Source organism: Achromobacter sp. Root565 (genome assembly GCF_001427425.1).
GTDB classification, from domain to species: domain Bacteria; phylum Pseudomonadota; class Gammaproteobacteria; order Burkholderiales; family Burkholderiaceae_B; genus Achromobacter; species Achromobacter spanius_D.
In genome coordinates this window covers 1,559,644-1,574,858 of record NZ_LMGO01000001.1, presented here as the reverse complement: position 1 = coordinate 1,574,858, position 15,215 = coordinate 1,559,644, and the positions used below count along the sequence as shown (strand labels likewise).

The following is a 15,215-nucleotide window of genomic DNA, read 5'->3' as shown; positions in this document are numbered from 1 at the left end:
CGTCCTCAGGCCTGCAGCCAGACGTCGGCCAGGGCTTCGCCCTGGACGTTGGCGCCGGTCGTGAAGTTGCGCACGTTCTTGCCGGCCAGCGTGAACGACTGGATTTCCACCAGCGGCACGATCGGCACGTCGGTGGACGCCAGGCGGGCGAACTGCGCGGCCAGCTTGCGGCGCGCCTGCGGATCGGTTTCGACGGCGAGTTTGCCGACGATGCCATCCATCTCGGGGCTGGAATAGCCCGTGGCGTTGCGGAACGCGGCGCCTTTGACGATGCCGTCGGTCGTGAAGAACTGTGTCACGGTGGGCACCAGCTCCAGCGGCGACGTGAAGTTGGACACCGCGATGTCGTAGTCGTATTCGCCATAGATGCGTTTGAGCGCGGTGGCGCGGTCCACGGAGTCCAGCTTCACCGCGATGCCCACGTCTTCCAGCGCCTGCTTCAGGTACTGGCCGAGCTTGGCGTTTTCCTCGAACCAGGCCGCGGCCAGCAGGTTGACGGTAAAGCGCTTGCCGTCCTTGACCGGCAAGCCGGCGGCGTCCAGCAGCGCCGCCGCCTTCTTGGGATCGAAGGCATAGCGGGGCACGTCCTCGGTGAAAAACAGCGGATTGCTGCTGAAGATGGGGGCAATCGCGGGCTTGCCGCGGCCGTAGTAGATGGTGTCGACGATGAACTGGCGGTCGATGGCGTGCAGGATGGCTTGGCGGACCTGGCGGCGGTTGACGATGTCGCGCCGCTGATTGAACTCGGCGGTGACCGTCCAGGCGGTGTTCTGGTAGCCGCGCGTGTCCACGACGACCTTGCCGGTCTTGACCAGCCGGTCGATGTCGCGCGCGGGCACCGGGTTGGAATAGGCCAGGCCCAGTTCGCCGGTTTCCAGCGCCGCACCGCGCGAGGCCGGATCGGCCCACCAGCGGATCACCAGCTTGTCCAGGTTCGGCTGCGTGGCGTTCCAGTATTTGTCGTTGCGCAGGTATTCGACATGGCTGCCGCGCACCCATTTGCCGTACTTCCATGGGCCCGTGCCCACCGGCGTGTTGTTCAGCGGATTGGTGATGAGGTCCTTGCCGTCATAGAGGTGCTTGGGCACCAGCAGCTGGTATTGGCCCGACAGGGTCGACTTCAGGAAGAATTCGGGCACCGGGGCGTTGAAGGTCAGCACAACCGTGTGCGGATCCGGCGCCGTAGCTTCCGTCAGCGACTTGAGCGCAATGCCGGCGGAAATGGGCTTCCAGTGTTGCAGTACGTTATAGACCACGTCGGCCGACGTGAACGGCGTGCCGTCGTGCCAAGTGACGTTTTCGCGCAGTTTGATCGTGTAGCTGCGAAAGTCCGCGGCCGGCGTGACGGACAGGGCCAGCGCGGGCTGGAACTTCAGGTCGGCATCCAGCTTGAGCAGGCGTTCCAGGATCTTGGTGGAGGTCTGAAACGGGCTGGAGCCGCCGCCGCCCGGCACGAACAGGGCTTGCGGCTCCAGGCCGCCCCACGTGGCGACGAGCGTGCCGCCGCGGCGGGCGGGGCCCGCGTCGGAACCGGGGCGGTCGGTGGCGGCGAGCAGCGTGCGGGGCGCGACGCCCAGGCTGGCCGCAGCCAGGCCGCCGGCGGCGGAGCGGGTCAGGAAGGCGCGCCGTCCGGCGCGCGTGGCTTGTGTCATGACGGTAATCCTTGTCTTGAATGCGCGGCTCAGCCCTGGCTGAGCGTCGCGTAGGTGGCGCGGCCGATGGCCACCAGCGCGCCCTGGTCGTTGTAGAGGTCGACGTCGGCCACGCCCACGCTGCGGCCGTTGCGGCGCACGCGCGCCACCGCCGTCAGCGACGTATCGATGGCCGGGCGCAGATAGTCGACGCGGAAGTTGATGGTGGGTAGACCGCGTCCAAGCAACATGCCGACGGCAAAGTCGCCCACCGTGTCGATCACGGCGGCCAGCGGGCCGCCATGCCATTGGCCGCTCTGCGCGCCGCGTTCGAACTCCGGACGGAAGGGCGCCACCACGGTCAGTTCACCCTGTTCGTGGTCGACGTCGCGCACCGACAGGTCCAGCCACGCAATGAAGGGCGACCCGTCGAACTTGGCCTGGATGTCGGCGGCATTCAGCAGCGCGCTCATGACGCCACCAGCACTTTGCCGACGATCTTGCGATCTTCCAGCGAGGCCAGCGCGTCGGCGCCTTGTTCCAGCGGCCACACACGGTCCACTTCGACGCGCAGGCGGCCGTCGCGCACCAGCGCCAGCAGCTCGTGCAGGTCGTCGCGGTCCCAGCCGTTGGAGCCGCGGATCTGCAGCTCGAACGTCCAGATGTAGCGCAGGTCTTCCTTGGGATCGAAGCCCGCTGTCGCGCCGCAGGTCAAGAGGCGTCCGCCCAGGCGCAGGCAGCGCAGGGACTTGACCCACGTGTCGCCGCCCGTGAAGTTCACCACCACGTCGACGCCGCCCGGCTTGCCGCCGCGCCGGCGCGAGGGTTTGCCGAACCGTTCCTGCACGGCCTTCAGGAAGTCTTCCTCGGTGTACAGGATGATGTGGTCGGCGCCCAGGGCGCGCAGGGCCTCGCCTTTTTCAGGGGTGCCGGCGCAGGCGATGACCTCGGCGCCTGCCAGCTTGGCGAGCTGCACCGCGCACACGCCCACGCCGCCGCTGGCGCCCAGGATCAGCACCTTTTCGCCGGCCTGCACCTGGCCGATGCGATTCATCATGCGCAGCGCGGTGCCGTAGGCCACCGGCAGCGCGGCGGCCTGCTCGAAGCTGACTTGGTCGGGCAGGCGCAGGAGCTGGTGCGCGGGCACGCGGCACAGCTCGGCCAGTCCGCCGTGGATGGTCTCGCCGACCAGGCCGCCGTCCACGCGGTCGATCGGGTCGACCAGGACGCGGTCGCCGGCCTTCCAGTCGCGCACGTTTTCGCCGGTCTTCACGATCTCGCCGGCCACGTCCAGGCCGATGATGACGGGGAAGGGCAGCTTGATGCCGGGCATGCCGCGGCGGGTAAAGACGTCGTGATAGTTCAGGGACGAGGCCTTGACGCGGATAACCACGTCATCAGGACCCGCAACGGGATCGGGGAAGTTGGGTTCCAGGCGCAGCTTGTCGTTGCCGCCGTGCTCACGCAAAACAATTGCTTTCATGAATGCCAGATAGAGGAGGATTTAGAGGAAAGAAGTCACCAGCCCGCGACGCCGTCGATGGCCTGGCGCGTGATGTGCAGGCCATGCACCACGACGCTGCGCCGCCATACGCTGGATACGGGGACGAATGCGTCGACCAGGTCCGCGCGCAGTTGCGCATCGCGCGCGTCGTCTGGAGCCTGCGGTGCTTTGAAGCGCAGCCATTGATCCAGCCGCAGCGCGGACCGCATCTGCAGGCCGCGCGTGCCAAATTCGACGACCGCGCCGGCCAGCGGGCGATCGCCCAGCGCCTGCTGCACGCCGCGGAACACCAGCCCTTGATAATCGGGGCGCGCCAAGCCGTGCGGACGCTGGCCGCGCACGCGTTCAGCTCCCCACCAGCGTGCGGCCAGCGTTTGCTCCGCGCTGTCTTCGTCGTTGAAGCACAGGAAAAAGGGCTCGCCGTAATCGCCAATGCCGGTGTGCCAGTCGATGAACGCGACACGCTCGCTGGCCGCGAGGTGCTCGTCGACGATGCGGCGCAGTGTGCGGTTGGACCATTCCGGCCCCTGGCCGCCGAAGACCAGCCCGTCCGGATGCGTGTACTGGCCGCTGGCGGTCACGTTGAACAGCACATCCGCGCCGTGCGTGGTCTTGAACGTATCCAGCGCCCGCGCCGCGGCCTCTTGCGTGGACTCGGTCCACTGCGCCGGAATCAGATGCGGATGCAGCGTGGCGTAGTGCGGATTGGCGGGATAGGGGCGCGTGTGGTCGACGAAGTTGCGATTCAGGTCGACATTGTTTTCCGTGGTGCGGGTGTCGTGGGCATAGCCATATGGGTTCAGCGCGTGCACCAGGACGACGTTCACGTCATCGGGCAGGGGCCGCGCGCCGTCGGCGGCCAGCCATGCGCGCTGCACCGCGGACCCGGCTGCGCCTTCCAAACCGTGGGTGCCGCTGATCGCCAGGTGCGTGCGCGGCGCATCGCGGCGGCCCAGGATGGCCACGTCCACGCTCAAGGCATCGCCCTGCGGGTCCTTCAGCGCGGGATGTTCATAGCGGAACAACGCGGCCCCGCGTGCGGCCGCGTCGTCGACGAAGGCTTGGCGCGCGGACGAATAGTCGTTGGCAAAGCAGTCCCAGTAATCGGTCAGGGGCTGGCTCATCTCACACCTCCTGCACGAAGACCTGCAACGCGCCGCCCGCGTCGTCCGGCGACACCACCAGTTCGCCACGCGCATTCGTCCGGTACTTCACCTGGTTGGCGTCGAACAGCGCGCGTGTCCGGTCCAGATCCCGAACACCAATCACCGAGCCGGCAAACCATCCGCCTTGCGATGCGGCGGGCAGGTTCGTGGGTACTCGTACCTGCGGGTAGCGCTGCTCAAAGGCGGCGGGCGCAAGGAAGTCGATACGCAGGCTGCCGCGCCGCACCTGCAGGCCGTCGTCGGGCAGGTCGCTGGTGGCGATGGGGCCAAAGATGCGTTCGTAGCCTTCGCGCAGCGAACGGGGCTGGGGATGCACGACGATCAAGGCCTCGATGCGGCGCGCGCCGTTGGCATGGTCCTGCCATTCGGGGCGGTACACCAGATGGCGCGTCAGGTGACCGCACGTGAAGAAGTCGGGCACACCAAGCAGGCCTGCCGGAAACTGGGTGTTGTTCCAGGCGGCGTCTTCGCTGCCTTCGGGCAGATGCACGGGACGCCCGCCGCTGATGGGCGGTTCGGCGTCGATGCCCAGCGTCGCCAGTTCCGCGTGGACCGCGGTGCTGTCGGTGGTTTGCAAGGCGGTGGCTACCGGGCCTTCGTACGTGTCGTCAAACCCGCCGAAGCGCGCCTGCGCCTTGAGGTCTTCGGGGAAGGTCAGCAGCTCAAGGTAATTCGCGTCCAGGATGATCGTCTGATTACGCGTGCCGCGATGGTGCCTGCCCTGCGGGGCCAGGCTGAATCCCAGCTTGACGTAGCGGTCGGTCGCCGCCTGCAGGTCGTTGACCCGGATGATGTAGTGGTCCAGGCCCGTGACTGAAGGAAGGGACATCGGTATTCCTGTATGCGCTTAGAGAAAGACGCAGTCTGGCCGATGCGCCGTCACGCTAGAACGATTGAATTCTCATGTTGATATCTGATTTCTGATTCGCCGCGGCGGGGCTGCAGCGGCATATTCAAATCACTAATACGCATTCCGGGGGGATGGCCCCGCGCTGCGCCCTGATCTGGTTCTTTGTGCGGTGTATTGGGGAGACGGTGTCAGACACCCGGCCAACGGCCGCGGCAGCTTCAAGGCCATCTCATACGGGTGTCAGACACCTTGCCGCAGGCGTCTTACACCCGCCGCAGTGCCGCCGAGCTAGGTGTCTGACACCCGCCAACCTGCCGTGGCAAGTTGATGATGACCGTCACAGGGTGTCAGACACCGGCCCCCGCCAAGCCATCCCCCCAAACGAAAAAGCCGCCTTGCAAGAAGGCGGCTTGAAGAACTGCTCGGCGATGTTCCGGCGTTTCAGTGCAAGATCTGGCTCAGAAACAGCTTCGTCCGCTCGCTCTGCGGATGGTCAAAGAAATCATCCGGATTGTTTTCCTCGATGATCTCGCCGCGGTCCATGAAGATCACGCGGTTGGCGACCTTGCGGGCAAAGCCCATTTCGTGCGTCACGCAGATCATCGTCATGCCGCTTTCCTGCGCCAGCGTCACCATCACGTCCAGCACTTCCTTGACCATTTCCGGATCCAGCGCCGACGTGGGCTCGTCGAACAGCATGACCTTGGGGTTCATGCAAAGCGACCGCGCGATCGCCACGCGCTGCTGCTGCCCGCCGGACAACTGCCCGGGAAACTTGGCGGCCTGATCCGGAATGCGTACGCGCTCCAGGTATTTCATGGCCGTGGCTTCGGCCTGGGCGCGCGATTGCTTGAGCACCCACATCGGGCCCAGCGTCAGGTTCTCCAGCACCGTCAGGTGCGGGAACAGATTGAAGTGCTGGAACACCATGCCGACTTCCCGGCGGATGATTTCGATGTGCTTCAAGTCGCTGGTCAGCTCGGTGCCGTCGACGATGATCTGGCCCTTCTGGTGTTCCTCCAGTCGGTTGATGCACCGGATCATCGTGGACTTGCCCGAGCCCGACGGGCCGCACACCACAATGCGCTCGCCCTGGGCCACGTTCAGATTGATGTTGCGCAGCACGTGGAACTGGCCGTACCACTTGTTCACGTCCTGCAGACGAATGATGGCATCGGACATGCCTGTTCTCCTTCGGGTTTACCGGGCGTGCCCGGTGGCCAGGCGCTGCTCGAGCGCGCGGCTGTATTTGGACATGGAATAGCAGAAGACGAAGTAGATGAGCGAGATGAAGAGATAGGCCTCCACCCCGAAACCTCGCCATGCCGCGTCGGACAGGGCCGCCTTGGCTGCCAGCGTCAGATCGAAGATGCCGATGATCACGACCAGCGACGTGTCCTTGAACAGGCTGATGAAGATGCCCACCAGCGGAGGGATCACGATCTTGAGCGCCTGCGGCAGGATGATCTTGCGCATCTGCTGCCAGTAGTTAAGGCCCAGCGAATCCGCGCCCTCGTACTGCCCCTTCGGGATGGCCTGCAGGCCGCCGCGCACGGTTTCCGCGATGTAGGCTGCGGCAAACATGATGATCGCGATCTGCGCGCGCAGCAGCTTGTCGATGGTGAATCCTTCGGGCAGGAAGAGCGGCAGCATGACCGACGACATGAACAGCAGGCTGATGAGCGGCACGCCGCGGATCAGCTCGATATACACGACGCACAGCGCCTTGATGGCCGGCATCTTCGAGCGGCGTCCCAACGCCAGCAGCACGCCGATCGGAAACGCGAAGGCAATGCCGAAGGTCGCCAGAATCAACGTCAGCGGCAGGCCGCCCCAACGGGCGTTTTCGACGTAGGTCAGGCCCAACACGCCGCCCCACATCAGCACGGACACGGCAGCCAGGCCCAGCGTCCAGATGAGCGCGAGTTTGCCGTTCCAGAAACGGCGCATGCCGCTGGCCACGATCACCGCGATCAGGATGCCGGTGGCGATCAGCGGACGCCATTGCTCGTCGAACGGATAGGTGCCAAAGAGGATGAGCCGATGCTTTTCAACGATGAACGCCCAGCAGGCGCCGCCCGCGGCGCGGCATTCCTGCGCGTTGGTGGCGTCGAAGCTCGCCTTGATGAAGGCCCATTCCACCAGCGCCGGCACGGCCATCAAGAGGCACCATGCCAGGAGCACGGTGATCAGGATATTGAGCGGCGAGGAGAACAGGCGGGATCGCATCCATGCCCAGGCGCCGCTTTGCGCGCCGGGCGGCGCGACGTCCGCGGCCAGGGTTTGCGTAGTGCTGCTCATCTCAACGCTCCACCAGCGCGATGCGCTTGTTGTACCAGTTCATGAATATCGATATCGACAGACTGACCGTGAGGTAGGCGCCCATGATGATCAGGATGCCCTCGATGGCCTGGCCCGTCTGGTTCAGGGTGGTGTTCACCACCGACACGATGTCCGGATAGCCAATGGCCACCGCCAGCGAGCTGTTCTTCAGCAGGTTCAGGTACTGGCTCGTCATCGGGGGAATGATGACGCGCAGCGCCTGCGGCAGAATCACCAGACGCAGCACCAGCCGGCGCGGCAGGCCCAGCGAACCGGCGGCTTCCCACTGACCGTTGTTGACGGCCTGAATGCCCGAGCGCACGACTTCGGCGATGAAGGCCGAGGTGTAGACGGTCAGCCCCAGAAAGAGGGCGACGAACTCCGGCGAGAGCGTCAGGCCGCCAACGAAGTTGAAGCCCTTGAGCGCGGGCATGTCCAGCGTCAGCGATGCGCCGCTGGCGAGCCAGCCGATGACCGGAAATGCGACCAGCAGGCCGATGGCCGTGCGTCCCAGCTTGAACGGTTGCCCCGTCGCTTCCTGGCGTTTTGCGGCCCAATGCCCCACGGCGATGATCGCCACGATGGCCAGCCCCAGTCCGCCCAGCACCCAGTCCAGCGACGCGCCTTCCAGCCCCGGCACCTTGAGGCCGCGGTTGGAGATGAAGACGCCCGGAAGCGGATTGTGGGCCTGCCGGGGACCCGGCATGTTCTCGGTAATGAGCGCGTACCAGAAGAACAGCTGCAACAGCAGCGGCACGTTGCGCATCACCTCGACGTACACGGAGGTGATCTTGTTGACGAGCCAGTTCTTGGACAGGCGCCCGATGCCGATGAAGACGCCCAGAATGGTGGCCGCGACCAGGGCCAGCAGGCCCACGCGCAGCGTGTTCAGGACGCCGACGAAGATGGCGCGGCCATAGGTGTCGGCGGGTGCGTAGGCGATGACGGATTCGCCGATGGCAAAACCCGCCTCGCGGTTGAGAAAGCCGAAACCCGTCGCGATGTTGCGCATCGACAGGTTGTGCAGCGTGTTGTGCACCAGGAACCAGACGGCGGCCCCGACGAGCGCCAGGGCCAGCGCCTGGTAGACCAGCGCCCGCGTGGCCGGATCATTCCAGGAGACCCGGCGCGGCGGCCGCTGCACCGGGTGTTGAGCGGTGTGCTGCGCCACGGTTCAGCCCGCCATCAGGGCGCTGACCGCGACAGTCAGGCGGTCCATGCCTTGCTCGATCACCTCGGTGGAGGTCGCGAACGAGAAGCGCACGTACGGCGACAGGCCATACGAACCGCCGTCGATCACGGCCACGCCCGCTTCGCGCAGGAAGAAGAGGCTCACGTCCAGGTCCGTCTTCAGTTCACCGTCGGGACCTTTCTTGCCGATCAGGCCCTGCACGTTGGCATACACGTAGAACGCGCCGTCCGGCATGGCGCATGAAATGCCGGGGATGGCGTTCAGGCGGCTCACGATGAGGTCGCGGCGCTTCTTGAAGATCTCGACCATTTCCGTGACGCTGGACTGGTCGCCTTCCAGGGCTGCCTGAGCCGCCGCTTGCGAGATCGCGCTGGGGCACGAGGTGCTTTGCGACATCACGGTGCTCATGGCCTTGATCAGGTCGGCGGGGCCTGCGCCGTAGCCGACGCGCCAGCCGGTCATCGCGTAGGACTTGGACATGCCGTTGACGATGAGCGTGCGCTCAACCAGCTTGGGCTCGACCTGCACGGGCGAGGCGTGGGCCTGGCCGCTGTAGGTGAACGGAGCGTAGATCTCGTCGCTCAGGATCCACACGTTGGGATGGCGCAGCAGCACGTCGGTCAGCGCGCGCAGCTCGGTGGCACTGTAGACCGCGCCGCTGGGGTTGCTCGGCGAATTCAGGATCAGCCAGCGCGTGCGCGGCGTGATCGCGGCTTCCAGCGTGGCGGCGTCAAGCTTGAAACCCTGCGACTCGGGGCCGGTGACGACGACCGGCTTGCCTTCGCCCAGCAGCACCATGTCCGGATAGGAAACCCAGTACGGCGCGCAGACGATCACTTCGTCACCCGGCTCCAGGCTGGCGGTCAGTGCGGCGGCGATGATCTGCTTGGCGCCCGCGCCCACGGTGATCTGGTCCATGCCGTAGCGCACGCCCACGGCCTGCTCCAGGCTGTTGGCGATCGCTTTGCGCAGGCCCACGGTGCCGTTCGGGCTGGTGTAGCGGATGTCGCCGCCCGCGATGGCGTCCTGGCCGGCGCGCGCAATGTGCGCGGGCGTGGGCATGTCGGGCTCGCCGAGCGTGAAGTCGGCGATCTCGCGGCCCTGGCGGCGGAGTTCGTCCACGACGATCTTGGCGGCCATGCTGGGCGAGGGTTTGATCTGTTTGAGTCGGGCGTTGACGATGCTGTTCATGGTGTTGCTGCGTAAAGAGTGTTCTGGCGCGGGCAGGGCCCGCAGGCCGGGGAAATGAAGGGCGGCTCCGCACAGGGCGGAGCCGCGAAACCCGTGCTTAGCGCACCGGCCAGCCGTACATCAGGCCGCCTTGCGTCCACAGCTTGTTCAGGCCGCGCTCCAGCTTGAGGGGGCTGTCCTTGCCCATCGCGCGGTCATAGCTTTCGCCGTAATTGCCGACCTGCTTGATGATGTTGTAGGCCCACTTGTCGTCCAGACCCAGGTTCTTGCCCATGCCCGGCGTCACGCCCAGGATGCGCTGCACGTTCGGGTTGGTGCTCTTCAACATTTCATCGACGTTCTTGGACATGATGCCGTATTCCTCGGCTTCCAGCATCGCGTTCAGCGACCAGCGCACGATGTTGAACCACTGCTCGTCGCCCTGGCGGACCATGGGGCCGAGGGGTTCCTTGGACAGGTTCTCGGTCAGGATTTCCCAGTCGTCGGGCTTGGCCAGACGCGTGCGCATGTTGGCGGCGGTATTGGACTTGTCGTTGGTGTAGGCGTCGCAACGGCCCGATTCCAGCAGGCGGAAGTTTTCGTCGTAGTTCTCGACCAGCACGGGCTTGAACGTCAGGCCGCGGCTACGGAAATAGTCGGCCAGGTTCAGTTCGGTGGTGGTGCCGGGCTGCACGCAGATGGTGGCGCCGTCCAGTTCCTTCACGCTCTTGACGTTCATCGCCTTCTTCACGATCAGGCCCTGGGCGTCATAGAAGTTCACGCCCACCCCAATCAGGCCCAGCGTGGTGTCGCGAGTCAGGGTCTGCGTGGTGTTGCGCGACAGCATGTCGATTTCGCCGGACTGCAGCGCCGTGAACTTGGCCTGGGCGGTCAGCACATTGCCCTTCACCTTGGAGGCATCGCCGAACATGGCGGCCGCGACCGCGCGGCACATGTCCACGTCCAGGCCGGTCCATTCGCCTTTGCTGTCGAGCACCGAGAAACCGGGAATGCCGGCAAAGCCGCACTGCAGGAAGCCCTTTTTCTTGACGGCCTCGAAGGTCACGCCGGCCTGCGCGCCGGATGCGACGCACAGCAGGGTTGCCGCAACGGCGGAGCTCAGAAACTTGCGCATGGAGATTTCTCCTGGGGATCGAAAGTGATTGAAAAGCGGAAGGGTCGAAAACGGCCAAGCGTGCGGGGTCCGCCCCGGCAAGCCGGAGAGGGTGCGTCGCGCAGTCGGACGGGGTACGGAAAGAGGGGGGGTGGAGCGCCGGCGCGGGGCCGGTCAGTAGGTGCGCCGGTGAATGCGCGTGGCGTAGGGGTGGTACGTACTGCGGAGGGTAAGAATGGGGCTCATCGGCGGCACTGGCACGGCAGGTCTTACGGGTCGCGGAAGACGCAGGCGGTGCTGAAGCCGCGTCGTATTACGTTATGCAATAGGACGTATGATGGCAGCCGTCATACAAGTAAACAAGTAAGGGGATTCCCGTAATTGGCATCACGGGCGGGCAGGCAGGCGGGGGTTAAAGCGCCGGGGGATGGGACAGCAGCTTGCGGTAGCGCGCGATACTGTCGCCCAGGTGGCGGGCCATGGCGGCGCGCGCGGCGCCGGGGTCGCGGCGCATGATGGCCGTCAGGATGGCTTCGTGTTCACGTACGTTGCGGATCTCGTACGTTTCCAGTTCTTCAGGGGTCTTGCCGCCGTGCTTGATGTTCAGATCGAGCATGACGTCGCGCACCGCCGCCTTTAGCAGGGCCGGAAAGTGCGGATTGTTGGACGCGCGGGCGATCGACAGATGAAATTCGTAATCCGCCTTGACCGCGGCTTCCATGTCGCGGGTGGCGCGGTTGAAGGCATCAAAGGCCTCGACGATGCCGGCCAGGTCCGCCGCGCTGCGGCGCTCCGCCGCCAGCCCACAGGCTTCCACTTCAAGGCCGGCCCGCAATTCCATGATGTGCAGCGCCCAGCGCGGGTCCGTGGCGGGCTCCACGACAAAGTCGATGGGCTTTTCGCGGTCTTCGGTAACGAAAACGCCAATGCCGGGTTTGCTGACCAGGCGGCCGCTCAGGCGCATGGAGGCCACGGCTTCGCGGATGACGGTGCGGCTGACCTCGAATTCGTCGCATAGCGCGTGTTCGGAGGGCAGCTTGTCGCCGGCGCGGTACTGGCGCCCGTCAAGGCGCTTGGTCAGTTCCTCGATGACGAAATCGGTCAGGCGCGAGCGGGGAGGCCGGGCGGGAGTTTGCATTGTCTCTCTTATAGGGAAAATCGCTGCGGGCGAGGCTGGCGGCCTGGCGCGCAGCCGCAAGTGTACGCGTTCCTCTGAAGCCTATTGGGTGTCCGGCCCAAAGGCGTCGGCCGCGCCAGATGCGCGCGGCCGCGAGGAAGCACAGAGGCCATATGACAACATACGGGATGAATTCCGCCAACTTTTCTTTGCATCAAGAAGCAAAACGCCCTCCAGCGGAGGGCGTTCTGGCGGCTAGTCGCGCACGCGGTCAGTGCGAACCGATTATTCGGCGCCGGACTTCTTGATCAGGGCGGCGAGCATTTCCATTTCTTCGCCGGTCAGGTCGGTCAGCGGCGCRCGCACCGGGCCSGCGTCGTGGCCGACCAGCTTGGCGCCGGCCTTGACGATGCTGACGGCATAGCCGGCCTTGCGGTTGCGGATTTCCAGGTAGGGCAGGAAGAAATCGTCCAGGAGGCGGTTGGTGGTGTCGCTGTCGCCGGCGGCAATCGCGTGATAGAACTCCATGGCCATCTTGGGCACGAAGTTGAAGACGGCCGACGAGTAGACCGGNGCGTCGTGGCCGACCAGCTTGGCGCCGGCCTTGACGATGCTGACGGCATAGCCGGCCTTGCGGTTGCGGATTTCCAGGTAGGGCAGGAAGAAATCGTCCAGCAGGCGGTTGGTGGTGTCGCTGTCGCCGGCGGCAATCGCGTGATAGAACTCCATGGCCATCTTGGGCACGAAGTTGAAGACGGCCGACGAGTAGACCGGCACGCCCAGCGCGCGGTAGGCGGCTGCGTAGACTTCGGCGGTGGGCAGGCCGCCCAGGTAGGAGAAGCGGTCGCCCATCTTGCGGCGGATGCGGACCATCGATTCGATGTCGCCGATGCCGTCCTTGAAGCCGACCAGRTTCGGGCAGCGGTCTGCCAGRCGGGCCAGGCTGTCGGCCGACAGGCGCGATTGGGCGCGGTTGTAGACGATGACGCCGATGTTGACCGACTTGCAGACCTGCTCGACGTGGGCGGCGATGCCGTCCTGCGAGGCTTCGGTCAGGTAGTGGGGCAGCAGCAGGACGCCYTTGGCGCCTTGGCGCTCGGCTTCCTGGGCGTAGGCGATGGCGGTGCGGGTGGGGCCGCCGGCGCCGGCCAGGATCGGCACCTTGCCCTTGCAGGTTTGCACGGCGGTGCGGATGACGTCGGAGTATTCCTCGGGGGCCAGCGAGAAGAATTCACCGGTGCCGCCGGCGGCGAACAGGGCGGTGGCGCCATAGGGAGCAGCCATTCCAGACGAGCCGCATAGCTCTTGGCGTTGAAATCGCCGNCAGGTTTGCACGGCGGTGCGGATGACGTCGGAGTATTCCTCGGGGGCCAGCGAGAAGAATTCACCGGTGCCGCCGGCGGCGAACAGGGCGGTGGCGCCRTAGGGAGCCAGCCATTCCAGACGAGCCGCATAGCTCTTGGCGTTGAAATCGCCGTTCTGGTCGAAGTCGGTCACGGGGAAGGAGAGCAATCCTTCCGAGACGATGGCTTTGAGTTCCTGGGGAGTCGTCATGGCTGTCTTCCAAATATGAGGAATGGGTATTGAAAAGGCGGTATGCCGTGGCCGCGGCGTTATTCGATCCGCGATGTCAGTCATCGTACAACATATAAGTTGGCCTTACAACGGTTGCAGGGTAGAAATGTTGTCGTACAACAAGCCATGCATTTCTTCCGAATCTAGGAATTTCCCTATGTTGAACGGAGAACTGGCCCGCGCTATTCTCAGCGCTCATTGTCGTACGACAACGTACAAGAAACACGACAATTCCAAATCTCTAGGAGACAAGTTTGAAGGTATTTCCCCTGTTGAGCCGCCTGTCGGCCGTCCTGGCCGTCGCCACCGCGTTTGCCGCACCCGTCCACGCCGCCGATGACTGGCCCTCCGGCAAGGCCATCACGCTGGTCGTCCCGTTTGCGGCGGGCGGCACGTCCGACATCCTGGGCCGTCTGATCGCGCAGGAATTGGGCACTTCGCTCAAGCAGACCGTCGTCGTTGAAAACAAGGGCGGCGCCGGCGGCGTGCTGGGCGCGGACGCCGTGGCGCGCGCCAAGCCGGACGGTTACACGCTGCTGCTGGGCACGATCGCCACGCACGCGATCAATCCGTCGCTGCTGCCCAGCATCAACTACAACGCCGCAAAGGATTTCTCGCCCGTGATCCTGTTGGGCAGCATTTCCAATGTGCTGCTGGTGGGCGCTAACGAGCCCTACAAGTCCGTGCAGGATGTCGTCGCGGCCGCCAAGACCAACCCCGACACGATCGCCTTCGGCTCGGCCGGGCAGGGCACGTCGCAGCATCTGTCGGGCGAAGTGTTCAAGCAGCTGACGGGCGCGCACCTGACGCACGTGCCGTACCGCGGCAGCGCGCCGGCCATTTCGGACCTGATCGGTGGCCAGATCCCCAGCTCGTTCGAAACCGCCCTGGTCGCATTGCCCTACGTGCAAAGCGGCAAGGTGCGCGCGCTGGCGGTCACGTCCGCCAAGCGCACCGCCGTGCTGCCGGACGTGCCCACCATGCAGGAAGCAGGCGTGGCCGGTTTCGACGTCAGCAGCTGGCAGGCGATCTACGCGCCGGCCAACACCCCGCCGGCCGTGGTCGAAAAGCTGAACAAGACGATCGCCGACATCGTGGCCAAGCCCGAAGTCGCCGCCAAGATGCAGGGACTGGGCCTGGCCTACACGCCGAACACGCCCGCCGAGTTCACGGCATTCCAGACGGCCGAGCAGGCCAAGTGGGCCAAGATCATTGCCGATGGAAAGCTGAAGGCGCAGTGATTGCGAAGTTGGGTATGTGAGCCTGGCGCGGGGAGTCGATCCTTGCGCCAGGTTTTTTTATTGGGCGGCACGTTTGATTCGCGCACGGTGGCGGGGCTTGCAATGGGCGTCTCAGTAGGTGTCTGACACCCGTTGCGAGGCGGCAACAACTTGCCGGGCATCTCCCTAGGGTGTCAGACACCTTTTGGGAGGGTGTAAGACACCCCTGGGCACGCCTTGGCGCTTTGGAGATGCGTGGATACCCGTTGATGCGGCGAATCGGGGCTTGCAATGGGCGTCTCAGTAGGTGTCTGACACCCGTTGYGATGCTGCAACWACTTGCCGGGCATCTCC

General features: G+C 65.2%; 12 protein-coding genes and 3 pseudogenes. 1 reads left to right on the top strand and 14 read right to left on the bottom strand.

Features of this window, described 5'->3' with window-relative positions; all coding sequences use genetic code 11:
* Positions 1-5: 5 nt before the first annotated feature.
* The 14 genes and pseudogenes from ASD71_RS07000 to ASD71_RS28610 all read right to left on the bottom strand — a co-directional run.
* On the bottom strand, positions 6-1,652 hold the full coding sequence (locus ASD71_RS07000) for an ABC transporter substrate-binding protein (protein WP_056561439.1): 1,647 nt from the start codon (positions 1,650-1,652) through the stop codon (positions 6-8).
* Positions 1,653-1,681: 29 nt separating this feature from the next.
* Entirely contained in the window at positions 1,682-2,104 is a 423-nt protein-coding gene (locus tag ASD71_RS06995) for a PaaI family thioesterase (protein WP_056561438.1), read from the bottom strand.
* Positions 2,101-3,114, bottom strand: coding sequence for a zinc-binding dehydrogenase (locus tag ASD71_RS06990; RefSeq protein ID WP_056561437.1), 1,014 nt, complete (start codon positions 3,112-3,114; stop codon positions 2,101-2,103). The genes ASD71_RS06995 and ASD71_RS06990 overlap by 4 nt, the downstream gene beginning before the upstream one ends.
* 35 nt (positions 3,115-3,149) lie before the next feature.
* Entirely contained in the window at positions 3,150-4,259 is a 1,110-nt protein-coding gene (locus ASD71_RS06985; protein WP_056561436.1) for a M14 family metallopeptidase, read from the bottom strand.
* Position 4,260: 1 nt separating this feature from the next.
* The gene (locus ASD71_RS06980; RefSeq protein WP_056561435.1) at positions 4,261-5,130 is read right to left on the bottom strand and encodes a VOC family protein; all 870 of its coding nucleotides are present in this window, start codon (positions 5,128-5,130) and stop codon (positions 4,261-4,263) included.
* A gap of 462 nt (positions 5,131-5,592) precedes the next feature.
* On the bottom strand, positions 5,593-6,333 hold the full coding sequence (locus ASD71_RS06975; protein WP_056561434.1) for an amino acid ABC transporter ATP-binding protein: 741 nt from the start codon (positions 6,331-6,333) through the stop codon (positions 5,593-5,595).
* Positions 6,334-6,351: 18 nt separating this feature from the next.
* Complete coding sequence (locus tag ASD71_RS06970; protein ID WP_056561433.1) at positions 6,352-7,452, bottom strand: amino acid ABC transporter permease; 1,101 nt, start codon at positions 7,450-7,452, stop codon at positions 6,352-6,354.
* 1 nt (position 7,453) lies between these two features.
* The gene (locus ASD71_RS06965) at positions 7,454-8,617 is read right to left on the bottom strand and encodes an amino acid ABC transporter permease (protein WP_082578815.1); all 1,164 of its coding nucleotides are present in this window, start codon (positions 8,615-8,617) and stop codon (positions 7,454-7,456) included.
* 30 nt (positions 8,618-8,647) lie between these two features.
* A complete protein-coding gene (locus ASD71_RS06960) occupies positions 8,648-9,856 on the bottom strand; it encodes an aminotransferase class I/II-fold pyridoxal phosphate-dependent enzyme (RefSeq protein WP_056561431.1) in 1,209 nt (402 codons plus the stop codon).
* Positions 9,857-9,953: 97 nt separating this feature from the next.
* Positions 9,954-10,970 carry an amino acid ABC transporter substrate-binding protein gene (locus ASD71_RS06955; protein WP_056561430.1) on the bottom strand — a complete coding sequence of 339 codons (1,017 nt, stop codon included), beginning with the start codon at positions 10,968-10,970 and terminating at the stop codon, positions 9,954-9,956.
* 391 nt (positions 10,971-11,361) lie between these two features.
* Positions 11,362-12,087 carry a FadR/GntR family transcriptional regulator gene (locus ASD71_RS06950; RefSeq protein ID WP_056561429.1) on the bottom strand — a complete coding sequence of 242 codons (726 nt, stop codon included), beginning with the start codon at positions 12,085-12,087 and terminating at the stop codon, positions 11,362-11,364.
* A 264-nt stretch (positions 12,088-12,351) separates the two neighbouring features.
* A pseudogene (locus ASD71_RS28185) lies at positions 12,352-12,639 on the bottom strand (dihydrodipicolinate synthase family protein); the annotation flags it as partial.
* A gap of 1 nt (position 12,640) precedes the next feature.
* Positions 12,641-13,389, bottom strand: a pseudogene (locus tag ASD71_RS06945) (5-dehydro-4-deoxyglucarate dehydratase); the annotation flags it as partial.
* A gap of 108 nt (positions 13,390-13,497) precedes the next feature.
* Positions 13,498-13,620, bottom strand: a pseudogene (locus tag ASD71_RS28610) (5-dehydro-4-deoxyglucarate dehydratase); the annotation flags it as partial.
* A 275-nt stretch (positions 13,621-13,895) separates the two neighbouring features.
* Here ASD71_RS28610 and ASD71_RS06940 point away from each other — a divergent pair.
* Entirely contained in the window at positions 13,896-14,882 is a 987-nt protein-coding gene (locus ASD71_RS06940; RefSeq protein ID WP_056561428.1) for a tripartite tricarboxylate transporter substrate binding protein, read from the top strand.
* Positions 14,883-15,215: the final 333 nt, after the last annotated feature.